This is a genomic window from Pseudomonas huaxiensis, assembly GCF_003231275.1.
In the GTDB taxonomy this organism is placed as follows: Bacteria; Pseudomonadota; Gammaproteobacteria; order Pseudomonadales; family Pseudomonadaceae; genus Aquipseudomonas; species Aquipseudomonas huaxiensis.
Window position 1 is genome coordinate 99,741 of record NZ_QKVL01000019.1, and the last position, 21,445, is coordinate 121,185.

General features: G+C 62.8%; 21 protein-coding genes. 13 read left to right on the plus strand and 8 right to left on the minus strand.

Annotated features, from left to right (window positions below):
• The first annotated feature begins 5 nt into the window (after positions 1-5).
• The 7 genes from cycA (at position 6) to DM374_RS19685 (ending at position 7,847) form a co-directional block, all read left to right on the plus strand.
• The gene (gene cycA, locus DM374_RS19655; RefSeq protein WP_110971390.1) at positions 6-1,412 is read left to right on the plus strand and encodes a D-serine/D-alanine/glycine transporter; all 1,407 of its coding nucleotides are present in this window, start codon (positions 6-8) and stop codon (positions 1,410-1,412) included.
• 312 nt (positions 1,413-1,724) lie between these two features.
• Positions 1,725-2,990 carry an urea ABC transporter substrate-binding protein gene (urtA, locus tag DM374_RS19660; protein WP_110971391.1) on the plus strand — a complete coding sequence of 422 codons (1,266 nt, stop codon included), beginning with the start codon at positions 1,725-1,727 and terminating at the stop codon, positions 2,988-2,990.
• A 121-nt stretch (positions 2,991-3,111) separates the two neighbouring features.
• Complete coding sequence (gene urtB, locus DM374_RS19665) at positions 3,112-4,611, plus strand: urea ABC transporter permease subunit UrtB (RefSeq protein ID WP_110971392.1); 1,500 nt, start codon at positions 3,112-3,114, stop codon at positions 4,609-4,611.
• Complete coding sequence (urtC, locus tag DM374_RS19670) at positions 4,611-5,690, plus strand: urea ABC transporter permease subunit UrtC (protein ID WP_110971393.1); 1,080 nt, start codon at positions 4,611-4,613, stop codon at positions 5,688-5,690. Before urtB ends, urtC begins: the two co-directional genes overlap by 1 nt.
• Positions 5,687-6,538, plus strand: coding sequence for an urea ABC transporter ATP-binding protein UrtD (gene urtD, locus DM374_RS19675; protein WP_110971394.1), 852 nt, complete (start codon positions 5,687-5,689; stop codon positions 6,536-6,538). The genes urtC and urtD overlap by 4 nt, the downstream gene beginning before the upstream one ends.
• A gap of 56 nt (positions 6,539-6,594) precedes the next feature.
• Positions 6,595-7,293 carry an urea ABC transporter ATP-binding subunit UrtE gene (gene urtE, locus DM374_RS19680; RefSeq protein WP_110971395.1) on the plus strand — a complete coding sequence of 233 codons (699 nt, stop codon included), beginning with the start codon at positions 6,595-6,597 and terminating at the stop codon, positions 7,291-7,293.
• Positions 7,294-7,325: 32 nt separating this feature from the next.
• Positions 7,326-7,847, plus strand: coding sequence for a GNAT family N-acetyltransferase (locus DM374_RS19685; RefSeq protein WP_110971396.1), 522 nt, complete (start codon positions 7,326-7,328; stop codon positions 7,845-7,847).
• A 112-nt stretch (positions 7,848-7,959) separates the two neighbouring features.
• On the opposite strand, the gene DM374_RS19690 is transcribed toward DM374_RS19685, so the two are convergent.
• Together DM374_RS19690 and cbpA are read right to left on the minus strand one after the other, a co-directional pair.
• Entirely contained in the window at positions 7,960-8,262 is a 303-nt protein-coding gene (locus tag DM374_RS19690; RefSeq protein WP_110971397.1) for a chaperone modulator CbpM, read from the minus strand.
• Positions 8,263-8,264: 2 nt separating this feature from the next.
• Positions 8,265-9,230: a curved DNA-binding protein gene (gene cbpA, locus DM374_RS19695; protein WP_110971398.1), complete on the minus strand. Its 966-nt coding sequence runs from the start codon at positions 9,228-9,230 to the stop codon at positions 8,265-8,267.
• 163 nt (positions 9,231-9,393) lie between these two features.
• On the opposite strand from cbpA, the gene DM374_RS19700 reads away from it, so the two are divergent.
• Positions 9,394-10,659, plus strand: a complete 1,266-nt coding sequence (locus DM374_RS19700) for an Hsp70 family protein (RefSeq protein ID WP_110971399.1) — start codon at positions 9,394-9,396, stop codon at positions 10,657-10,659.
• A gap of 71 nt (positions 10,660-10,730) precedes the next feature.
• On the opposite strand, the gene DM374_RS19705 is transcribed toward DM374_RS19700, so the two are convergent.
• From DM374_RS19705 to DM374_RS19715, 3 genes are all read right to left on the minus strand, one after another.
• On the minus strand, positions 10,731-11,738 hold the full coding sequence (locus DM374_RS19705; protein WP_110971400.1) for an AI-2E family transporter: 1,008 nt from the start codon (positions 11,736-11,738) through the stop codon (positions 10,731-10,733).
• A gap of 124 nt (positions 11,739-11,862) precedes the next feature.
• Positions 11,863-12,144: a PsiF family protein gene (locus tag DM374_RS19710; RefSeq protein WP_110971401.1), complete on the minus strand. Its 282-nt coding sequence runs from the start codon at positions 12,142-12,144 to the stop codon at positions 11,863-11,865.
• 79 nt (positions 12,145-12,223) lie between these two features.
• The gene (locus DM374_RS19715; RefSeq protein WP_110971402.1) at positions 12,224-13,114 is read right to left on the minus strand and encodes a lipase family alpha/beta hydrolase; all 891 of its coding nucleotides are present in this window, start codon (positions 13,112-13,114) and stop codon (positions 12,224-12,226) included.
• Positions 13,115-13,247: 133 nt separating this feature from the next.
• Between DM374_RS19715 and osmE the strand changes: the two genes are divergently transcribed.
• The gene (osmE, locus tag DM374_RS19720; RefSeq protein ID WP_110971403.1) at positions 13,248-13,586 is read left to right on the plus strand and encodes an osmotically-inducible lipoprotein OsmE; all 339 of its coding nucleotides are present in this window, start codon (positions 13,248-13,250) and stop codon (positions 13,584-13,586) included.
• Between the two features lie 92 nt (positions 13,587-13,678).
• Positions 13,679-14,209: a ferritin-like domain-containing protein gene (locus DM374_RS19725; protein WP_110971404.1), complete on the plus strand. Its 531-nt coding sequence runs from the start codon at positions 13,679-13,681 to the stop codon at positions 14,207-14,209.
• A 121-nt stretch (positions 14,210-14,330) separates the two neighbouring features.
• On the opposite strand, the gene DM374_RS19730 is transcribed toward DM374_RS19725, so the two are convergent.
• Positions 14,331-16,400, minus strand: a complete 2,070-nt coding sequence (locus DM374_RS19730; protein ID WP_110971405.1) for an AsmA family protein — start codon at positions 16,398-16,400, stop codon at positions 14,331-14,333.
• Positions 16,401-16,743: 343 nt separating this feature from the next.
• On the opposite strand from DM374_RS19730, the gene DM374_RS19735 reads away from it, so the two are divergent.
• From DM374_RS19735 to DM374_RS19745, 3 genes are all read left to right on the plus strand, one after another.
• A complete protein-coding gene (locus tag DM374_RS19735) occupies positions 16,744-17,220 on the plus strand; it encodes a phage infection protein (protein WP_110971406.1) in 477 nt (158 codons plus the stop codon).
• Positions 17,221-17,353: 133 nt separating this feature from the next.
• Positions 17,354-17,986: a TetR family transcriptional regulator gene (locus DM374_RS19740; protein ID WP_110971407.1), complete on the plus strand. Its 633-nt coding sequence runs from the start codon at positions 17,354-17,356 to the stop codon at positions 17,984-17,986.
• A gap of 68 nt (positions 17,987-18,054) precedes the next feature.
• Positions 18,055-19,155 carry an AGE family epimerase/isomerase gene (locus tag DM374_RS19745; protein WP_110971408.1) on the plus strand — a complete coding sequence of 367 codons (1,101 nt, stop codon included), beginning with the start codon at positions 18,055-18,057 and terminating at the stop codon, positions 19,153-19,155.
• Between the two features lie 344 nt (positions 19,156-19,499).
• Here the strand turns inward: DM374_RS19745 and DM374_RS19750 are convergent, their stop codons facing one another.
• A complete protein-coding gene (locus DM374_RS19750; RefSeq protein WP_110971409.1) occupies positions 19,500-20,270 on the minus strand; it encodes an SDR family oxidoreductase in 771 nt (256 codons plus the stop codon).
• A 709-nt stretch (positions 20,271-20,979) separates the two neighbouring features.
• Positions 20,980-21,309 (minus strand): hypothetical protein, encoded by a 330-nt coding sequence (locus tag DM374_RS19755; RefSeq protein WP_110971410.1) that lies wholly within the window; start codon positions 21,307-21,309, stop codon positions 20,980-20,982.
• Positions 21,310-21,445 lie beyond the last annotated feature (136 nt).

A 21,445-nucleotide genomic window follows, 5' to 3' on the forward strand; every position in this document is an offset into this window, starting at 1 on the left:
ATGCAATGAATCAAGACCTCACAAAGGACTCGCAGGAACACCACCTGCAACGCAATCTGACCAACCGCCACATCCAGTTGATTGCCATCGGCGGTGCCATCGGTACCGGCCTGTTCATGGGTTCGGGCAAGACCATCAGTCTTGCCGGCCCGTCGATCATTTTCGTCTACATGATCATCGGCTTCATGCTGTTCTTCGTCATGCGGGCGATGGGCGAGCTGCTGCTGTCGAACCTCAACTACAAATCCTTCATCGACTTCTCCGCCGATCTGCTTGGCCCCTGGGCCGGCTATTTCACGGGCTGGACCTACTGGTTCTGCTGGATCATCACCGGCATCGCCGACGTGATCGCCATCGCGGCTTACTCACAGTTCTGGTTCCCCGACCTGCCGCAATGGATACCGGCGCTGGCCTGCGTCGGCGTGCTGCTGTCGCTGAACCTGATCACCGTGAAAATGTTCGGCGAGATCGAGTTCTGGTTCGCGATGATCAAGATCGTCGCCATCCTCGGCTTGATCGGTACCGGCCTGTACATGGTGTTCAGCGGCTTCCAGTCGCCCACCGGGACCACCGCCAGCTTCGCCCACCTGTGGAATGACGAGGGCATGTTCCCCCACGGGCTGATGGGCTTCTTCGCCGGATTCCAGATTGCCGTGTTCGCCTTCGTCGGTATCGAGCTGGTGGGTACCACTGCCGCCGAAGCCAAGGACCCGGAGCGCACCCTGCCACGGGCGATCAACTCCATCCCGCTGCGGATCATCATGTTCTACGTCTTCGCCCTGATCGCCATCATGGCGGTGACCCCGTGGCGTGACGTGGTGCCAGGCAAGAGCCCGTTCGTGGAACTGTTCATCCTCGCCGGCCTGCCGGCCGCCGCCGCGGTGATCAACTTCGTGGTGCTCACGTCCGCCGCCTCGTCGGCCAACAGCGGCGTGTTTTCCACCAGCCGGATGCTGTTCGGCCTGGCTCAGGAAGGCGACGCGCCCAAGGCGTTCGAAAAACTCTCCAGCCGTGACGTGCCGGCCAACGGCCTGTACTTCTCCTGCACCTGCCTGCTGCTGGGTGCTGCGCTGATGTACGTGATCCCGGACCTGATCGAGGCGTTCACCCTGGTCACCACCGTCTCGGCGATCCTGTTCATGTTCGTCTGGTCGCTGATCCTGCTGTCGTACCTGAAGTACCGCACGCACCGCGCCGCGCTGCATGAGGCGTCGAAGTACAAGATGCCTGGCGGTCGCTTCATGTGCTGGGCGTGCCTGGTGTTCTTCGCCGCGATCCTGGTGCTGCTGAGCTTCGAGACCGACACCCGTCAGGCGCTGATCGTCACGCCGCTGTGGTTCGTGTTGCTCACCGTGACCTATCAGTTCGTGCGCAACAGGCGCCATCCGCGCACTGCGGTGCGAGGCAACTGATAGCGTTATCGAAGGGGCCATCCGGCCCCTTTTTTTCGCCTCATTGCTGTGCATCGGATTGATGCGTGGCACCAGTCTGGCTCTTCGTTCCCGGACCTGCGTTGCGGTCCATCGCGAGCAAGCTCGCTCCTACGGGGCAACGCGCAACCCGCGAGCTAGCGCCTCTCCTTGTAGGAGCGAGCTTGCTCGCGATGGACCGCAACGCAGGCCCGAAACACCAGCGCCGCCACTTGTACACAAGACGGCACACCACTTGCAAAAGCCCTTTCCGCGAGTCGCCAACACCCAAGAACTCAACGGAGAGAGAGCACCATGAAGCGTCGTAGTCTGATCAAGGCCTTTACCCTCAGTGCATCCATTGCCGCGATGGGCATGAGCTGGACCCTGCAGGCCGCCGAGACCATCAAGGTCGGCATTCTGCATTCGCTGTCGGGCACCATGGCGATCTCCGAAACCTCGCTCAAGGACATGGCCCTCATGACCATCGAGCAGATCAACGCCAAGGGCGGCGTCAACGGCAAGATGCTGGAAGCGGTGGTGGTGGACCCGGCGTCGAACTGGCCGCTGTTCGCCGAGAAGAGCCGGCAACTGCTGACCCAGGACAAGGTGGCCGTGGTGTTCGGCTGCTGGACCTCGGTGTCGCGCAAGTCGGTGCTGCCGGTGTTCGAAGAACTCAACGGGCTGCTGTTCTACCCGGTGCAGTACGAAGGTGAAGAGATGTCGCCTAACGTGTTCTACACCGGCGCGGCGCCGAACCAGCAGGCCATTCCGGCGGTGGAATACCTGATGAGCGAAGAAGGCGGCGCAGCCAAGCGCTACTTCCTGCTCGGCACCGACTACGTCTACCCGCGCACCACCAACAAGATCCTGCGCGCGTTCCTGCACTCCAAAGGCGTGGCCGACAAGGACATCGAAGAGGTCTACACGCCGTTCGGCCACAGCGATTACCAGACCATCGTGGCGAACATCAAGAAGTTCTCCGCCGGTGGCAAGACTGCGGTCATCTCCACGGTCAACGGCGACTCCAACGTGCCCTTCTACAAAGAACTGGCCAACCAGGGCCTGAAAGCTACCGACGTACCAGTGGTGGCGTTCTCGGTAGGCGAGGAAGAACTGCGCGGTATCGACACCAAGCCGCTGGTTGGCCATCTGGCAGCGTGGAACTACTTCGAGTCGGTGGAGAACCCGGTCAATACCCAGTTCGTGGCTGACTGGAAAGCCTACGCCAAAGCCAAGAACCTGCCGGGCGCGGACAAGGCCGTGACCAACGATCCGATGGAAGCCACCTACGTCGGCATTCACATGTGGGCGCAGGCGGCCGAGAAGGCCAAGTCCACCGATGTCGACAAGGTCCGCGCGGCCCTGGCCGACCAGAGCTTCAAGGCGCCGTCCGGCTTCACCCTGACCATGGACAAGACCAACCACCACCTGCACAAGCCAGTGATGATCGGCGAAATCCAGGACGACGGTCAGTTCAACGTGGTCTGGCAGACCGAGGCGCCGCTGCGTGCCCAGCCGTGGAGCCCGTTCATTCCGGGTAACGACAAGCGGCCGGATTATGCGGTGAAGGGCAACTGATCTCCTCAGGGCCTCATCGCTGGCAAGCCAGCTCCCACAAATCCTGTGGGAGCCGGCTTGCCGGCGATGAGGCCCTGAAGAACACCGCATATCTCACTACCAAAAAAGGGACCCCCGCGCCATGCCCAAGGCCCTCTACCGTCTCATGCTTTGCCTGTGCCTGTTGCTGCCCTTCGCCGCTCACGCCAACGAAGCCGAATACTTCGCCACCGCCAAGCCCAACGACCAGGCCCGCCTGCTCCAGGATTGGGCGGCGCAACCCGAGGCGGCCCGGCTGCCGCTGCTGACCTCGCTGCAACAAGGTCGCATCAGCGCCGACGACGACCGCAAGCTGCGCCTGAACAACCGCCTGCGCGGGCTGGTGGACAACGCCCTCGCCGCGCATCAGTTGCTCGGCAACGATGCCGCGCTGCGTCTGCAGGCCGCGCAACAACTGCAAAAAAGCGCGCAACCGGCCCAGGTCGCATTCCTCGACCGCCAGTTCGCCCAGGAACAAGACAGCTCGGTCCACGCCGCACTCGGCCTGGCCCTGGCCAATCTGCAACTGGCCGCCAGCGAACCCTCCGTGCGTCTCGCCGCGGTACGCCTGCTCGGTGAAACCGGCGACCCAATGGCCCGCACCCGCCTCGAAGCCCTGCTCGATCCGGCCGTAGAGAGCGATGCCGGCGTGCGCACCGCCGCCGAAACCAGCCTGGCCCAGGTCAAACGCAAGCTGCTGATCGGCGAACTGCTCGGCCAGGCCTTCAGCGGCCTGTCGCTGGGCTCGATTCTGCTGCTGGCGGCACTGGGTCTGGCGATCACCTTCGGCCTGCTCGGAGTGATCAACATGGCCCACGGCGAGATGCTGATGCTCGGCGCCTACACCACCTATGTGGTGCAGGTGATGGTCCAGCGTTATGCCCCCGGCGCCATCGAGTTCTACCCGCTGCTGGCGCTGCCGCTGGCGTTCTTCGTCAGCGCCGGGGTCGGCATGCTGCTGGAGCGCACGGTCATTCGTCACCTCTATGGCCGCCCGCTGGAAACCCTGCTGGCGACCTGGGGCATCAGCCTGATCCTGATCCAGGCCATCCGCCTGATCTTCGGCGCGCAGAACGTCGAAGTAGCCAACCCGGCCTGGCTGTCCGGCGGTATGCAGGTGCTGCCGAACCTCGTACTCCCTTACAGCCGCATCGTCATCATCGGCTTCGCCCTGTTCGTGGTGCTGCTGACTTGGCTGTTGCTCAACCGCACCCGACTGGGCCTGAACGTCCGCGCCGTCACCCAGAACCGCAACATGGCCGCCTGCTGCGGCGTGCCCACCGGCCGCGTCGACATGCTCGCCTTCGGCCTCGGTTCGGGCATCGCCGGCCTCGGCGGCGTGGCCCTGAGCCAGATCGGCAACGTCGGGCCTGACCTCGGCCAGAGCTACATCATCGACTCCTTCCTGGTGGTGGTCCTCGGCGGTGTCGGGCAACTGGCCGGCAGCCTCTGGGCCGCGTTCGGCCTGGGCATCGCCAACAAATTGCTGGAGCCGCAGATCGGTGCGGTGCTCGGCAAGATCCTCATCCTTGCGCTGATCATTCTGTTTATCCAGAAACGCCCGCAAGGCCTGTTCGCCCTCAAGGGACGGGTAATCGACTGATGAACCAGCCACTGCTTGTCACTGCCGCGCAAAAAGCCGGACCACGGCTGTCCCTGGCCGTTGGCGCCATCGTGCTGCTGATCCTGCTGGCCCTGCCGCTGCTGTCGCTGCTGCCCGAGGGCCATGCGCTGCAGGTTTCGGCCTACACCCTGACGCTGGTGGGCAAGATCCTCTGCTACGCCATCGTCGCCCTGGCACTGGATCTGGTCTGGGGTTACGCCGGGCTGCTGTCGCTCGGCCACGGGCTGTTCTTCGCCCTCGGCGGCTACGCCATGGGCATGTACCTGATGCGCGAAGCCGCGGGCGATGGCCTGCCGGCGTTCATGAGTTTCCTGTCCTGGACCGAACTGCCCTGGTACTGGGCCGGCACCCAGCACTTCGCCTGGGCCATGTGCCTGGTGGTGCTGGCGCCGGGGTTGCTGGCGCTGGTGTTCGGCTACTTTGCCTTCCGCTCGCGGATCAAGGGCGTGTACTTCTCGATCATGACCCAGGCCCTGACCTTCGCCGGCATGCTGCTGTTCTTCCGCAACGAAACCGGGTTCGGCGGCAACAACGGCTTCACCAACTTCCGCACCCTGCTCGGCTTCGACGTCACCGCCCAAGGCACCCGCGCGGTGCTGTTCCTGCTGACCGTGGCCCTGCTGGTGGGCAGCCTGTACCTCGGCTGGCGGCTGGCGCGGAGCAAGTTCGGCCGGGTACTGACCGCGCTGCGTGACGCCGAGAACCGCCTGATGTTCTGCGGCTACGACCCGCGCGGCTTCAAGCTCTTCGTCTGGGTGCTGAGCGCCGTGCTCTGTGGCCTGGCCGGCGCGCTGTATGTGCCGCAGGTGGGCATCATCAACCCCAGCGAAATGTCGCCGACCAACTCCATCGAAGCCGCCGTATGGGTCGCGCTGGGTGGTCGGGGCACGCTGATCGGGCCGCTGCTCGGCGCGGGCCTGGTCAACGGCATGAAGAGCTGGTTCACCGTGGCGTTCCCGGAGTTCTGGCTGTTCTTCCTTGGTGCGCTGTTCATCCTTGTCACCCTGTACCTGCCCAAGGGCGTGGTCGGCCTGTTGAAGAAAAGGGGCGAACAATGAGGTTTCCGTCCATCCACCCTGAATTCATGCTCGAACCCATCCTCGACCCGGGCAGCGGCCGCGACGCCATCGGCCTCGGCCAGGCGCGCACCCCGGGCCTGGACGTGCGCCACGGCACAGTGCTGACCCTGGAAGACATCAACGTCAGCTTCGACGGCTTCAAGGCGCTGACCGCCTTGAACCTGTACATCGGCGTCGGCGAACTGCGCTGCATCATCGGCCCCAACGGCGCCGGCAAGACCACCATGATGGACGTCATCACCGGCAAGACCCGTCCCACCAGCGGCAAGGCCTGGTTCGGCGAAACCCTCGACCTGACCCGCATGAGCGAGGTGGAAATCGCCCAGTCCGGGATTGGCCGCAAGTTCCAGAAGCCGACGGTGTTCGAAGCGCTCACCGTGTACGAAAACCTGGAACTGGCGCAGAAGACCGACAAATCGGTATGGGCCTGCCTCGGCGCGCGTCTGAGCGGCGAGCAACAGGACCGCATCGACGAAGTGCTCACCACCATCCGCCTGGAAAGCTCGCGCCAGCGACCTGCGGGATTGTTGTCCCATGGCCAGAAGCAGTTCCTCGAAATCGGCATGTTGCTGATGCAGGACCCGCAACTACTGTTGCTCGACGAACCGGTGGCGGGCATGACCGACGCCGAAACCGAATTCACCGCCGAACTGTTCAAACGCCTCGCCGGCAAGCATTCGTTGATGGTGGTGGAGCACGACATGGGCTTCGTCGGCAGCATCGCCGACCACGTCACCGTGCTGCACCAGGGCAGCGTGCTGGCGGAGGGTTCGCTGGAGCAGGTGCAGGCGGATGATCGGGTGATTGAGGTTTATCTGGGTCGTTAGCTCAACGCGATCACGCTCTTCTGTAGGAGCTGGTGCCAATCTGTAAGGACAACCACATGCTGAAAATCGATTCCCTGCACCAGTACTACGGCGGCAGCCACATCCTGCGTGGCCTGTCGTTCGAGGCGAAAGTCGGCGAAGTCACCTGTCTGCTCGGCCGCAACGGCGTGGGCAAGACCACGCTGCTGCGCTGCCTGATGGGCCTGATCCCGTCCCGCGAAGGCAGCGTGTCCTGGGAAGGCCAGGCCATCACCCAGCTCAAGCCGCACCAGCGGGTCCATGCCGGTATCGCCTACGTGCCGCAAGGCCGCGAGATTTTCCCGCGGCTGACCGTCGAGGAAAACCTGCTGATGGGCCTGTCACGCTTCAGCGCCAAGGAAGCCAAAAGCGTCCCGGAATTCATCTACGAGCTGTTCCCGGTGCTGCTGCAGATGAAGCACCGCCGTGGCGGCGACCTGTCCGGCGGCCAGCAGCAACAACTGGCCATCGGCCGTGCCCTGGCCAGTCGGCCGCGCCTGCTGATCCTCGACGAACCCACCGAAGGCATCCAGCCCTCGGTGATCAAGGAAATCGGCGTGGTGATCAGCAAACTGGCGGCCCGCGGCGACATGGCGATCCTGCTGGTGGAACAGTTCTACGACTTCGCCGCGGAGCTGGCCGACCAGTACCTGGTGATGTCCCGTGGCGAAATCGTCCAGCAAGGGCGCGGCGAAAACATGGAGGCCGAAGGTGTGCGCGGGCTGGTAACCATTTAATCTGACCGCCTGCTCAATCCCGGAACCTTGCCATGACAGACCTGATCCGCGATGCCGTGCCCGATGACCTGCCGGGCATTCGCGACATCTACAACGACGCCGTGCTCAACACCACGGCGATCTGGAACGAACAACCGGTGGACCTGGCCAACCGCCAGGCCTGGTTCGAGGCGCGCCAGACGCAGCAGTACCCGATTCTGGTGGCGGTGAATGCTGCAGGCGAGGTGGTGGGTTATGCCTCGTTCGGCGACTGGCGGCCGTTCGAAGGTTTTCGCCATACCGTCGAGCACTCGGTGTACATCCGCGCCGACCAGCGCGGCAACGGCCTGGGGCCGAAGCTGATGCTGGCCCTGATCGAACGGGCGCGAGGCTGTGGAAAACATGTGATGGTGGCCGCGATCGAAAGCGGCAATGCCGCGTCGATCCGCCTGCATGAGCGGCTGGGCTTTACCCTGAACGGGCAGATGCCGCAGGTGGGGGTGAAGTTCGGCAAGTGGCTGGATTTGACGTTTATGCAGCTGGTGTTGAATCCGGGGGCGTTGCCGCCCACTTGATCCGGTCATTTACCTGAACTGTGGGAGCTGGCTTGCCAGCGATGGCGTCGGTGGACTCACTATCGCCATCGCTGGCAAGCCAGCTCCCACAGGGTCCGCGCAAACTTCCCGGCTAAGAGACAAACCGCCCCAACCGCTGCCGCAGCATGTCGTTCTCGCTGCGCAGTTGCCGCACTTCTTCCAGCAACTCCAGCGCCAGCGCCACGCCTTCCCACTCCAGTTCCAGCTCCTGGTGCAGGCGCGCCGCGCGCTTGGCCAGCACCGGCGCCTGGGCGTCGAACAGCCAGTCCTCCGGTGTTCGCCCCAATGGTTCAACAATGCCGTGTTCGACGATTTCGATCACGCAGTCCACCGGCAACTCGGCTTCCTGACAAAACGTGCGCATATCCAGCTGAACGATCAGGGTGCTGCTCATGGTCACTTACTCCATTGAGTTCGCGGGTTGAACCCGGCCTTCTCCGACAGTTTGCTCCACAATTCACGCGTCGCTGCATCCGACTGTGGCGGCATCACCACCTTCAGTTGCGCGTACAGGTCGCCACGTTCGCCCTGCTTGTTCGACAGGCCCATGCCCTTGATACGCAGACGCTGGCCGCTCTGGCTGTCGGGACGAATGGTCAGGTTGACCTTGCCGGTAAGGGTCGGCATTTCCACCTTGGTGCCCAAGGCGGCTTCCCACGGCGCCAGCGGCACGGTGATGATCAGGTCATGGCCTTCGACATCGAACAGCGGATGCGGTGCGAAGCGGATGATCAGGTAAAGGTCGCCGTTCGCTCCACCGCCAACACCCGGTGCACCCTGGCCCTTGAGGCGAATGCGCTCGCCGTCGGTCACCCCGGCGGGGATCTTGACGTTGAGGGTCTTGGTGGTATCGCCGGTGCGCTGGCCCTGGGCGTTGTGCTGCGGAATCTGGAAGCTGATCTTCTTCGATTCGTTGGCCAGGGTTTCCTCGAGGAACACTGCCAGTTCCATTTCCACGTCCTGCCCTCGCCGACCGGTACTGCGCTGCTGCGGGCCACGGCCGAACGGATTGCCGTTGCCGCGCCCGGCCGACCCGAAGATCGAGCTGAAGAAGTCCGAGAAATCGCCACCATTGCCGAAGCCGCCAGCGTCGCCACCACCACGGCTCTCCCAGCCGGGAGGCCCCTGGAAGGGCCGGCCATGCTGGCCGTACTTGCGAATTTCGTCGTACTCAGCGCGCTTTTCAGGGCTGCTCAGCACTTCGTAGGCCTCGTTGGCCTCCTTGAATTTGTCTTCGGCGCCACGCTCTTTGCTGACGTCCGGGTGATACTTGCGCGCCAGCTTGCGGTAGGCGGTCTTGATCGCCTTTTCGTCCGCCGTGGGCTCTACGCCGAGTATCTTGTAATAGTCTTTGAAATCCATCTAAGGAATCACCATCGGTTATCAAATTCACTGCGTGTGAAGATTGGGGTCAAGCATAGCCTTTCAAGGCCGGGCCAGGTTTGTCACGGAGCAGATAATCGGTCTTGATTCTGTCAGCGGCTGGCATACACTGCGCGGCCGTTTTTACTCCGGAACCGCTTCCATGAATCACGCATCCCCGGCCCGTGCCTGTGGTATCGACTTCGGCACGTCAAACTCCACCGTCGGCTGGCACCGCCCCGGCGAGGAGACCTTGATCGTCCTCGAAGACGGCAAGATCACCCTGCCTTCGGTGGTGTTCTTCAATATCGAGGAGCGCCGTCCGGTGTACGGCCGCCTGGCGCTGAGCGAATACCTGGAAGGCTACGAAGGCCGCCTGATGCGCTCGCTCAAGAGTTTGCTGGGCTCCAAGCTGATCAAGCACGATACCAGCGTCCTGGGCACTGCCCTGCCGTTCAAGGACCTGCTCGGCATGTTCATCGGCGAACTGAAGAAGCGCGCCGAGGCCGATGCCGGGCGGGCGTTCGATGAAGTGGTGCTGGGTCGTCCGGTGCATTTCGTCGATGACGACCAGGCCGCCGACCAGGAAGCCGAAGACACCCTGGCCGATGTCGCGAAGAAAATCGGCTTCAAGGACGTCTCCTTCCAGTTCGAGCCCATCGCCGCGGCCTACGACTACGAGTCGGGCATCGACCGTGAAGAACTGGTACTGATTGTCGACATCGGTGGTGGTACCTCGGACTTCTCGCTGATCCGCCTCGCGCCTGAACGCCACATGCTCGATGACCGCCAGGACGACATCCTCGCCACCGGCGGCGTGCACATCGGCGGAACCGACTTCGACAAGCAACTGAGCCTGCAGGGTGTCATGCCGCTGTTCGGCTATGGCAGCCGGATGAAAAGCCAGGCGCTGATGCCCACCAGCCATCACATGAGCCTTGCCACCTGGCACACCATCAACTCGGTGTACTCGCAAAAATCCCAGTTGGCGCTGGGCAGCATGCGCTACGACATCGAAGACACCCTCGGCATCGACCGCCTGTTCAAGCTGATCGACCAACGCGCCGGGCACTGGCTGGCGATGGAAGTGGAAGCGACCAAGATCGAGCTGACCCACGCGGAAAGCCGCCTGGTGGACCTTGGCCGGATCGAGAAGGGTCTTGAAGTGGACCTGAGCCGGGCGCTGTTCGAAGCGGCGATCGACAACCTGCTGGAGCGCGTGCGCGGCAGCGTCGATGAGCTACTGCTCAAGGCCGGCGTCGGTGTAGACCAAGTGGATACGGTGTTCTTCACCGGTGGTTCGAGCGGCATCCCGGCGTTGCGCCAGAGTGTGGCGGCGATGTTGCCGAATGCTCGGCATGTCGAAGGCAACATCTTCGGCAGCATCGGCAGCGGGCTGGCGATCGAGGCGCGCAAGCGCTACGGCTGACCGTCGCCCCGACAAGCTCGCTCACTACCCTGTAGGAGCGAGCTTGCTCGCGATGCGCCCCATTCACAGACTCAAACCAGCTCCGCCCGCCTCAACTCGCTCTTCAGATACGCGTAATAAATCGGCCCCGCCACCACGCCGGGCAGGCCGAACGCGGCTTCGAACACCAGCATCGCCAACAACAATTCCCACGACTTGGCACTGATCTGCCCGCCAACGATCCGCGCGTTGAGGAAGTACTCGACCTTGTGGATAACGATCAGGTAGCCCAGCGCCGCCATCGCCACCCAGATCGACAGCGACAACCCGACGATGGTGATCAGGGTGTTGGACATCAGGTTGCCGATCACCGGCAACAGCCCGAGCAGGAAGGTCAACACGATCAGTGTCTTGGTCAGCGGCAGGTGCACGCCGAACATTGGCAGCACCACGGCGAGGAAGACCCCGGTGAACGCAGTGTTGAGCAGGGAAATCTTGATCTGCGCGAAGACGATGTTGCGAAACGCCTGGACCAGCAACGACAGACGCTCGAACAGCGCCGCAGCCAGCGGCTTGCGCCGTGAAATGTCGGGAATCCGCTGCAAAGCGACGATGGCGCCGAGGATCATGCCGATCAGCAGCGTGACGAACATGTGCGCCGCGCCCTTGCCCACCAGTTGCAACTCGCCCAGGTGGGTCTTCAGCCATTCGCCAATGGCCACCTTGAACTCGGCAGCGCTGGCCGGCAGGTAGGCGTCGACGAACGGCGGCAACTGCCCGCGCGCTTGGTCCACCAGCAGCATGAACTTGTCCAGCGAGGCACCGGGGTTTTCGGCTTCGTGCAGCAGGAAGCTGATGGCGCCGGCAAAAATCAATGTCAGCGTGCTGACCACCAGGGTGCCGAGCAAGGCAACCGCCAGCCAGCGGGCGCGCGGCCCGGCAATCACATGCTGCAGTTTCGGCGTGAGCATGTTGACCAGCTCGAACACCAGCAACCCGGCCAGAAGGCTCGGCAGCAACTTGAGCGGCAATACCAGCAACAAGCCGGTGAATATGATGATCCAACTCGCCAGCACAATCTGACGCTGGGTAAAAGTCATACAACCTCAGACAGCCAAGACGACAAAGCCGGCAGTCTGCCAGCCTTCTGCGGGCAGGCATAGGGGCGCGGGGCACAGGACGACGCGCCATTGCTTCAGGGCAATGGCGCGTCCGGGGAAATGGCTATTTTTTCTTCAGGCAGTCGCTCATGAACGCCTTGCGTTCATCGCCCTTGAGCGCCTTGGTGCCAGCGTCGGCGTTGCAGGTTTTCATCTTGTCCTGCTGGGTAGCGGGCTTGGCTTTCAGGCAGGTGCTCATGAACGCCTTGCGCTCGTCGCCCTTGAGCGTCTTGGCAGTGGCGTCGGCGTTGCAGGTTTTCATCTTTTCCTGCTGTGCGGTGGCGGCGAAGCCCTGTGAAGCCATCAGCAATCCCAGCAACAGCAACGGCAAACGCATCATCTTCATGGCAATTCTCCTGGTCGCCGCGTCGGACGTGCAGCGGTCACAGGAGTTTAGACAAGATTTCTTACATCCCCGGCTCGACTCAACAACCGGCGGCCTTGAGTCGCGCAGCGTGTTCGGTGAACAGCTTCACCGGCTGCGCGCCCTTGCCCACCGCGCCCAGGGACTGGTTGACGATGTCCAGGTGATCCAGCGGGTAGTCATCGCCAATCACTTGGCCCAGGTGCGAGCTGTAGCGCCCGACCATGCCGTCGCAGTGCCCCGCCTCGCGCACGAAACTGCGGGCGAACAGGCGACAGAAGCGATTGCTGCCATCGAGGCGGTTGAGGCCGCGGTCGGTGATGCCCGGCTTGAGCACCCCGGACCAGGAGTAATAACGCACACCGTTGACCTCGGCCGGCCCTTCGCCGCCCCAGGTTTCCGGCAGGCCCTGTGGATAACTGCGGTTGAACAGCGCCACGCCTGCACACGTCAGTGACTGGTGCGAGGCATGCACGTCAATCGGCAGCGCCGGGCCCTTCCAGCCGGTTTCCAGCCAGCCCATCAGGCGCCCGAGACCGTGGAGGATGGCTTTGAGCAGACGTCCGCGAGGCGAATCGCCGGGGTATTTGCGCTCAAGATAGTCGGCCAGCTCCGAGCCATGGTTGGGCCCGGCGATGGACGTCACCGAGGCGACCCATTCCGGACGCTTGGCCGCAGCGTAACGAGCGGTCAGTGCGCCCTGGCTGTGGCCGAGCAGGTTGACCTTGTCGGCACCGGTGCGCTGGCGGATGTCCTCGATGATGCGCAGCAACTGCTCACCACGGACCTCGGTGCTGTTCAGCGGCGATACTTGCACCGGATAGACCTGCGCCCCGCCCCGGCGCAGGGCCGCAACGATGCCGAACCAGTACGGATAGAGCAGCAGGCGAACGAAACCGAGCATGCCCGGCACCAGAACCAGCGGGTAACGGGCGGCAAGTGCTTGCGACATGGCGATCCCCGATCCATGGACGTTTCGCCCACCCTACAGGCGAAACAATGGCAATCGCAATCGAACTCCCGTCCTCGCCCGTGGTTCCAAACTGATACCGGGCCATGACGGCCCATTTCGAGGGAGTACGACCATGTACAAACACGCCCTGGCAGCACTTCTGGTCAGCGCCACCCTGGTCGGCTGCGGCAGCCGCCCGGAGAACCCGGTGGATTACGTCACCTACCGCGAAGAACCGCTGGTCAAGCAGGTCGAGAACGGTATGACCATGCAGCGCGTCATCGCCATCGGCGGCAGCCCGTCCACCGTGATCGATCTGCCCCACGGCGGCACCTGCAACAACTACATCCTCAACCGCGAAGGCCATCAGCAAGCCTACTACGTGCGCTTCGACGCCACCGGGCATGTCGATGCCAAGGGTTTCAAGACCTGCGAACAGCGTGAGAAAGACGAACAGGCCGTGAAGAGCTGATAAAACTTTCCGCCCGGTTCAGCACTCGTACCTGATGTAGCGACCGCGCCGGCAGAGCGCGGCGCATCCGCTTTTCCAGCCTGGAGAAAACCATGAGCACCGTAGAACTGACCGATGTAAACACCCTCCGCGAGCGCGCCCGCAAGCACGTCGAACAAGGCGCGGTGACCGAAGGCTACAGCGCCGACCGCCAGACCATCCTGCGCCTGCTCAACGAGTCGCTGGCGACCGAATGGGTCTGCACGCTGCGCTACAAGCGCCACTACTACATGGCCAGCGGTATCAAGGCGAGCGCCGCCGCCGACGAATTTCTCGAACACGCCAACCAGGAGCAGGAGCATGCTCACAAACTGGCCGAGCGCATCGTGCAACTGGGCGGCGAGCCGGACCTGAACCCGGACAACCTGAGCAAGAACTCCCATGCCCAGTACGTCGCCGGACGCGACCTGAAGGAAATGGTGCTGGAAGACCTGGTCGCCGAGCGGATCGCCATCGACAGCTACCGCGAAATCATCCAGTTCATTGGCGAAAGCGACCCGACAACCCGCCGGATCTTCGAAGACATCCTGGCTCAGGAAGAAGAGCATGCGGATGATATGGCAGATCTGTTGAAAGGCCTGTAGCCCGCCCCATTAGTCCATTGTCCCTTGTAGGAGCGAGCTTGCTCGCGATGGGGTCCGACCACAGGACCGCAATCGCGAGCAAGCTCGCTCCTACAGGTTCAGGTGCGACAGTAGTCAGCCTTTACTTCACCGTCTTCGGCGCTTTCCCCGCCTTCATCTGTTCCAGCAACGGCGTACAACGATTCGGCTCTTCTCCGCTGCTCGGCGCGATCAGCGCCAGCAACCCCGCCGCCGGCCCCGCCGCAATGCCCAGCGCAACCATTCCCGCACCACGCAGCGCCAGCGGCACGGCCTGAACGCCCGCCGACGGCTTGGCGAACGAGCCCCGCACATACAGCGGCGAACGCAGGGAGAACAGCCGCAGCCCCTTGGACTCGGGGTTGATCTTCAGGTCCAGTTGCTCAGTCGCGAAGTTGGCCGTGCCTTCTACGTAGATCACCGCGTTTTCCGTGTCGAACACGAACAGTCGCGTGGTCGCCAGCCCATTCTTGATACCGACGTCAGTGGCCGCGCAGTTGATCTTCACTTCGTTGTCGCCGAACAGTTTGCCGACTACATAGTTGCCGACGTTGAGCCCGGCAATCTCCATCAGGCTGCGGCTCACCGCGCCATCATTGATCAACAGCTTCAAATCGCCGTTGGAGGTGCCCAGCAAGGCCGCGACCGAGTTGCCGCGGCCACTGATATCGGCATCGCCATTGAGCGCGCCGAAGCTGGTTTTCATCGGTTCGAAGGTGGGGAAAAGCTGCTTCAGCTTCAGGTCCCGCGCGGTCAGTCGCGCCCGGCCCTGCATCGGCGCGCTGCGACCGTCGAGGCGCACCAGCATGTCCAGCTTGCCGCCGGCCACGCCGAACGACAGCGGTTCCAGGCTCAACACCCCGTCGTCCAGCACCACATGGCTGTTGAGGTCGGTGAAGGGCAGTTCCTCGGTCTGCACGATGCGTTTGCCGCTGAAGGTGACGTCGGCGTCCATCGCGCGCCAGCGCTCGGTGCGGAACTCCTCCACCGGCAGCACCTTGTCGCCGGGCTGCCTGGCCGCGCCGCCGCGGGCTTTCTGCTGGGCGTTGGAGTCCGCGCCGATCAGCGGCGCGAGGTCCTTGAACAGCAACTGGTTGGAAACCAGCTTGCCGCTCAACTTCGGCCGCGGCTGGCTGGAGACGAAGGCGAGGTCACCATGAATATCGCTGTCACCGATACGGCCATTGAAGCCCTCGTAGCGGAACAGCGCGCCGCCGGGCTTGTGCAGCTTGGCGATAAGGTGACCGTCGGTTTGGTAAGGCGGGGTGTCCGGCAGTGTGACGCCGGTGAGCGGGTACAGATTGCCCAGGCTGGCGCCGGACAGACGCAGGCGCAGGTCGAGGGCGCCGAGGTTGCGCGGGTCGGTCAGGGTCCCGGCGATGATCGCGCGGGTCTTGGCGATCCGAACATCCGCCTGCACCGGGAACGGCTGGCTGGCGTCCTGCAGCGCCAGCAGGCCACCGATCTTGCCGTCGCCGGAGAGCGCCTGGTCCTTGTAGGTGCCTTTGACCTTCAGGCCGAACGCATAGTCTTGCGGCTTCGCCCCTTGTTTCTCGGCCTTTTCCGCCGTCGCCTTGCCGACGATGTCGCTGAACGGCACCGGTTTGCCCAGCGGGTCGATCTGTACGTCCAGACGGGTCTTCAGGGTTTGATCATCGAAGGCCACCTGGCCCTTGTCGAAACCGATGGCGCCGATATCCATCACCCACCTGGACGGTTCTGCCTGCTCATCCTTGGGCCCGAAATCGAAGGTCCAGTTGGCCCGGCCATCGGCCAGACGCTTGAGGCTGGCCGTCGGCAGCTTGAGATCGATACGCGGAATGACGATGCGCTGCGCCAGCAACGGCAACGGCGAAAGGCGGAAGTCCACTTGCTGCAGGCCGACCATCTGCGGCTCTTTCAGCCAGTCCGGGTTGCCCAGGGTCAGGTCTTCGGCAGTGAAATGCGGCCACGGCACCCAGGCCCGCCAACCACCCTCCTCGGCTTCGCGACGCCAATGCACGGCAAGGTTGCCATTGATGGCGAAGGGGCGATGCAGGGCTTCGGAGACCTTTTCGTTGAGAAAGGGCTTGGCCCGGTTCCAGTCGAAGGTCGCGATGAAGATCACCAGAAGTACCAGGACCAGTAACAGGCTGGCGAGGGTCCAGGTGATGATTTTGGCGGGGCGCGTCATTGCACGGTTCTCCAGTGACAGCAAAGGCAGACAGCGTGCGTGTGACACGCACTTGTACTTGGGACTGACGAAACGCCAAGGGGTTTTACTCGAAATGGCGGATCGGCCGGATTTTTCCTGACCTTGCTGCCAGATTTCACCCACATCAATCAGGCGAAACCCATCGGTCGAAGCGCCCAATCCCTACTAAAGCACTCAGGAAAGGCCCGTGCTAGAGCCTTCGCCTGAAAGTATCAATCCTGTTGATTGTTACCATTACCTTTATGAACTTTTCTATCGGATTTCCAAGAGTAGCATTGGCTTCGTACCCACTTAGTCGCCCTCCCCCAGGAGAACCGAAATCATGAAACGCCAATTACTGCTCAGCCTTTCCCTGTCCATTCTGGCCGCCAACGCCTTCGCCGTGCCCGCCGCAGACCAGCACCTGTCCGCTGAAGCGCGCTCCGGCTCGGTCATCCTGTCGCAACCGCTGAACCCGCTGGCAGAAGGTGGTTCTGACCGTTTGATCGAACGCCGTGAAAACCGCGTCGCCGAAGGTGGCTCTGACCGTCTGATTGAACGCCGTGAAAACCGTGTAGCCGAAGGTGGCTCTGACCGTTTGATCGAACGCCGTGAAAACCGCGTAGCAGAAGGTGGTTCTGACCGTCTGATCGAACGCCGTGAAAACCGCGTCGCCGAAGGTGGTTCCGACCGTCTGATCGAACGCCGTGAAAACCGCGTCGCCGAAGGCGGCTCCGATCGTCTGATCGAGCAACGTGCCAACCGCGTCGCCGAAGGTGGCTCGGATCGTCTGATTGAGCGCAACAACCGGGTGAGCTGATGCCTATGCGCCGGAACAATAGATACCCGCGCACCGCTTCCTCCCCTCCAGGCCCGGTCAAATTGACCGGGCTTTGTTTTTCCGGCCCCGGCCATTAGAGTGCAGGCCTGTTTCACACTGAACCGTATTCGCCATGCTGCCGCGCGCCGAACAGAAGCAACAGACCCGCCACGCCCTGCTGGATGCAGCCCGCCAACTGATGGAAAGCGGCCGCGGCTTCGGCAGCATCAGCCTGCGTGAAGTGGCCCGCTGCGCAGGGATCGTTCCCACCGGTTTCTACCGGCACTTCGACGACATGGACCAACTGGGCCTGGCGCTGGTCAAGGAAGTCAACGAAACCTTCCGCCAGACCATCCGCATGGTCCGCCACAACGAAATCGAAATGGGCGGCATCACCGATGCCTCGGTGCGGATCTTCCTCGATGTGGTAGCAGCCAACCGTGCGCAGTTCCTGTTTCTCGCCCGCGAGCAATACGGCGGTTCGCAACCGGTGCGCCAGGCCATCTCCCGTTTGCGCGAAGGCATCAGTTCGGATCTTGCCGCCGACCTGGCGAGCATGCCGCGCTGGCAACACCTCGACGCCACGGCCCTAGGGGTGATTGCCGATCTGGTAGTCAAGACCGTGTTCGCCACCCTGCCGGAACTGATCGACGCGCCCGCCGAGGTAGAGCCCGGCCAGTTGAGCGCACAGGCCAAGATCATCCAGCAATTGCGCTTCATCTTCGTTGGGGCGCGACACTGGCAGGGCCTCGGCAGCCCGCTCTGATCGCGGCGCCACGGCGATATTTCCTGCTACCATGCGCGCAAACGCCCCGACGTCGACGAACTCTTTCCATGTCCGAAATTCACGCTGCCCCGCCCTCCCTGCTCGCTGAAGTCCAGCAACACTTCGACCAGCGCATCATGCCGCTCTGGGAAGCGCCCGGCTGGAACGCGGACATGGCCCTGCCCTTCGAAGCCCTCGACGCCGAACACCAGCCGCTGCCGGTACAGCGCTACCGCGCCATGGCCTGCGCTCGCCAGCTCTACCTGTTCAGCAGCCGCATCGAGCAGCCCGGTGCCAGCGAACGTGCCGCTGCGCTGTTCCGCTCGCTGCAACGGCACTTCCACGATGCTGAACATGGCGGCTGGTTCTACAGCATTGATGCCCAAGGTAAACCGCTGGACCGGCGCAAAGACCTCTACACCCACGCCTTCATCATCTTCGCCTGCGCCCATTACTGGGCGAACGTGCGCGACAGCCTGGTGGAATCGACCCTCAACGCTGCGCTCAGCGTGGTGATCGAGCGCTTCGGCAATGACGACGGGCTGTACGAGGCGAGTCTCGGTGAAGACTGGTCGGACCTCGGCAGCGGCCCGCTGCAAAACCCGCTGATGCACCTGGCCGAAGCCTTCCTCGCGACCCTCGCCGTACGCGATGACGCCGAGGTGGAAGCCGCCCTGCTGGCACTGACCGAGGCCATGCAGGCGCGCTTCATCGACCCCGAGCACGGCGTGATGCTGGAGAAACCGCGCGGGGCTGTGGATAACTGGTTCGAGCCGGGACATCAGTTCGAATGGTTCTTCCTGCTGGACACCTCACCGCTGCTGCGCGGTGGCGCCCTGCATGCGTCGCTGGACCGTGCTTTTGGCTTTGCCGAGACCACGGGGGTGAAGGACGGTGCCGTGCTGGCGATGCTCAGCCCGCAAGGCGAAGTGCGCGACGCCACCCAGCGAATCTGGGCCCAGGCCGAATACCTGCGGGCGCTGACCTTGCGCCCGGATGGCGCGGAGAAGGTGGCGAAGCAGCTCGAAGTGCTGCGTCAGCGGTTTCTGCATGACGGGGGTTGGTATGAGTGTCGGGATGCTGCGGGCGTGGTGAGCCGGCATGATATGCCGTCGACTACGCCGTATCATCTGGCGACCTGTCTGGAAGGACTTCAGCGTCTGAGATGATTGTGTAGCGCTTGTCAGAAGACCGAGTAGCGGCCACCAGGCGCATGCCGGAAATCTTCCAGCGCTGTTGAGATCGAGCGCCGCCCGCGCGGCGCATCGCTGCGGTTCGGCGCACCGACAAGCCAGCTCCCACATTTGTTGCAACGATCCTATGTCTGTAAGGCCATGGTTGACTGCTTTGGTAGTCCGCCTTGATTTCGAGGCTGACGCCTCAGCCGCCTCGCACTCTCCAACCCTGCACTAACCAAGGCGCGCTGCCACCACTGTGGGAGCCGGCTTGCCGGCGATGCGCCGCGCAAGCGGCGCTCGATCTCACCTCCCCCACACAATCAACAACCTCGCCGTCAGCCCTTGCCACCCGACCGCTCGATCGAGAACCCGGCCCAGTCCTGACTCACCGGCATCAGCTCCAGGCTGTTGATGTTGATGTGCGCCGGCTGGTTGAGAATCCAGAAGATGGTATCGGCAATGTCCTGCGGCTGGATCGGCTCGGCGCCGGCGTAAGTGGCGTCGTAGCGCGACTGGTCACCACCGAAACGCACCAGCGAGAACTCGCTTTCACACAGGCCCGGCTCGATGTTGCTGACCCGCACGCCCGTGCCGCGCAGGTCGCAACGCAGGCTGAGGGAGAACTGGCCGACGAAGGCCTTGGTGCCGCCATACACGTGGCTGCCAGGATACGGGTAGTTGCCCGCCACCGAACCGACGTTGAGGATGGTCGCGCCACGGCCATGGGCGATCAGGCGCGGCAACAGCAAGCGGGTGGTGTACATCAATCCCTTGATGTTGGTATCGACCATGGTGTCCCAGTCGTCCAGATCGCATTTCTGCGCCGGATCAGTGCCCAGGGCCAGGCCGGCGTTGTTGATCAGCCCGCGCAGCTTGGCGAAGGCTGGCGGCAGGTTGCCGAGCGCCTGCTCCATGGCCTTGCGGTCGCGCACATCCAGTACCAGGCCGTGGACTTCGGTCTGTTTCGACAGCTCGGCGCACAGAGCGTCCAGGCGGTCCTGGCGGCGACCGGTCAGCACCAGCGACCAACCCGCTTCGGCGAAACGCCGTGCGCAGGCTTCGCCAAACCCGGAGGTCGCGCCGGTAATGAATACAGTGGAAGTCATGGGATTCTCCTCGAGAGGGCTTGCACAAGAGATCGGCAGGGTTTGCAGCATGCCCGGCGGCAGGCATCACTTCAAGCCGTTTGCCGCCTGTATGAAAAACGATCAATACCGGCAAAGCCTTGCTGCATAAGGCTCACAGCCGGCTATGCGCACCTTATCCACAGGCCCTTCCACATAGATTGGGGGCAACTGTATAAATTCGTGGAATAACGTTAGCCAAGTAATCCACAGCCCTGAGCACGTTTTTTCTGCAAATACGCTGGAAACGAGTCTGCCGGCCCTTTCAGTGAAAAATCGGGTAATGGCGCAAAGCCTGTAACGACGCCGGCCCCGCCACTCTTTCCAAGGCTTTCCCACAGACTTATCCACAGGCAAAACTTGCTGTTTAAAACAGCGTCATGACTACAAGCCATAACTTGACAAACGGTTCTACCACTAATCCAAAAGTTATTGATCAAAATTTGATCGCCACCCTGAAAGCCTTTAGATACGTGGCTTGCAGACACATACCACCATGTTACCCACAGTCACCTCCACATGAACCGTGGACAACTTCAAGCGCATTGAAAACAACTGCTTACAACGACTTTCTGCCGTGTCACACGCAAGGCCGGCGCTATCTTTTCCACAATCCTGTGGACAACCCCGTGGATGAAAAAACGCCGCTTGCCCGTCAGGGCGAAGCGGCGTTCGCAAACCAGCAGTGTGGTCATTGCACCTTGCGATTGGTGTCCTCAAGGCGGCGTTGCAACTCGCCAATCTGCCGGGTCTGTTCATCGACGAGGCGGCGCAGTTCCAAGAGGTCGCTGGCGTTCTGGTTGAGGGTGTCGCGCATCTTCTTCAGCTCGGCCACGCTGACCCCGGAGTCGTGCAGGGTGTGGCTCATGCCGGATTCCCGGTGGATGGCCGCGAGGTTGTCCGAGGACGCGGCGGAGGAGTCGATCTGGACCTTGGCCGCCTCCTCGGCCTGCACCGACAGGCTGCCGAACAGCAGGCTGCAGGCGAGGATTGCGGGGGTGAACAGGAAGCGGGTTGGCATCACGGGGCTCCTTGTGCGGGGTCGGACGGTATAACCGGTACGACTCTGCGGGTTTCCAGTGAGTTCCCGTGGAAGGGGGAGCGCTTCGCGAGCAAGCTCGCTCCTACAGACAGTGGAGCGGGCTTGCTCGCGGTGT

Bases quoted from the DNA above. Each gene is read 5' to 3' on its own strand.
- urtC (WP_110971393.1), top strand. From the start codon at position 4,611: ATGAACCAGCCACTGCTTGTCACTGCCGCGCAAAAAGCCGGACCACGG.
- cbpA (WP_110971398.1), bottom strand. From the start codon at position 9,230: ATGGATTTCAAAGACTATTACAAGATACTCGGCGTAGAGCCCACGGCG.
- DM374_RS19705 (WP_110971400.1), bottom strand. From the start codon at position 11,738: ATGACTTTTACCCAGCGTCAGATTGTGCTGGCGAGTTGGATCATCATA.
- DM374_RS19735 (WP_110971406.1), top strand. From the start codon at position 16,744: ATGAAACGCCAATTACTGCTCAGCCTTTCCCTGTCCATTCTGGCCGCC.
- urtD (WP_110971394.1), top strand. From the start codon at position 5,687: ATGAGGTTTCCGTCCATCCACCCTGAATTCATGCTCGAACCCATCCTC.
- DM374_RS19750 (WP_110971409.1), bottom strand. From the start codon at position 20,270: ATGACTTCCACTGTATTCATTACCGGCGCGACCTCCGGGTTTGGCGAA.
- DM374_RS19710 (WP_110971401.1), bottom strand. From the start codon at position 12,144: ATGAAGATGATGCGTTTGCCGTTGCTGTTGCTGGGATTGCTGATGGCT.
- DM374_RS19730 (WP_110971405.1), bottom strand. From the start codon at position 16,400: ATGACGCGCCCCGCCAAAATCATCACCTGGACCCTCGCCAGCCTGTTA.
- DM374_RS19685 (WP_110971396.1), top strand. From the start codon at position 7,326: ATGACAGACCTGATCCGCGATGCCGTGCCCGATGACCTGCCGGGCATT.
- DM374_RS19755 (WP_110971410.1), bottom strand. From the start codon at position 21,309: ATGCCAACCCGCTTCCTGTTCACCCCCGCAATCCTCGCCTGCAGCCTG.
- cycA (WP_110971390.1), top strand. From the start codon at position 6: ATGAATCAAGACCTCACAAAGGACTCGCAGGAACACCACCTGCAACGC.
- urtB (WP_110971392.1), top strand. From the start codon at position 3,112: ATGCCCAAGGCCCTCTACCGTCTCATGCTTTGCCTGTGCCTGTTGCTG.
- DM374_RS19700 (WP_110971399.1), top strand. From the start codon at position 9,394: ATGAATCACGCATCCCCGGCCCGTGCCTGTGGTATCGACTTCGGCACG.
- urtA (WP_110971391.1), top strand. From the start codon at position 1,725: ATGAAGCGTCGTAGTCTGATCAAGGCCTTTACCCTCAGTGCATCCATT.
- DM374_RS19740 (WP_110971407.1), top strand. From the start codon at position 17,354: ATGCTGCCGCGCGCCGAACAGAAGCAACAGACCCGCCACGCCCTGCTG.
- DM374_RS19690 (WP_110971397.1), bottom strand. From the start codon at position 8,262: ATGAGCAGCACCCTGATCGTTCAGCTGGATATGCGCACGTTTTGTCAG.
- urtE (WP_110971395.1), top strand. From the start codon at position 6,595: ATGCTGAAAATCGATTCCCTGCACCAGTACTACGGCGGCAGCCACATC.
- osmE (WP_110971403.1), top strand. From the start codon at position 13,248: ATGTACAAACACGCCCTGGCAGCACTTCTGGTCAGCGCCACCCTGGTC.
- DM374_RS19745 (WP_110971408.1), top strand. From the start codon at position 18,055: ATGTCCGAAATTCACGCTGCCCCGCCCTCCCTGCTCGCTGAAGTCCAG.
- DM374_RS19725 (WP_110971404.1), top strand. From the start codon at position 13,679: ATGAGCACCGTAGAACTGACCGATGTAAACACCCTCCGCGAGCGCGCC.
- DM374_RS19715 (WP_110971402.1), bottom strand. From the start codon at position 13,114: ATGTCGCAAGCACTTGCCGCCCGTTACCCGCTGGTTCTGGTGCCGGGC.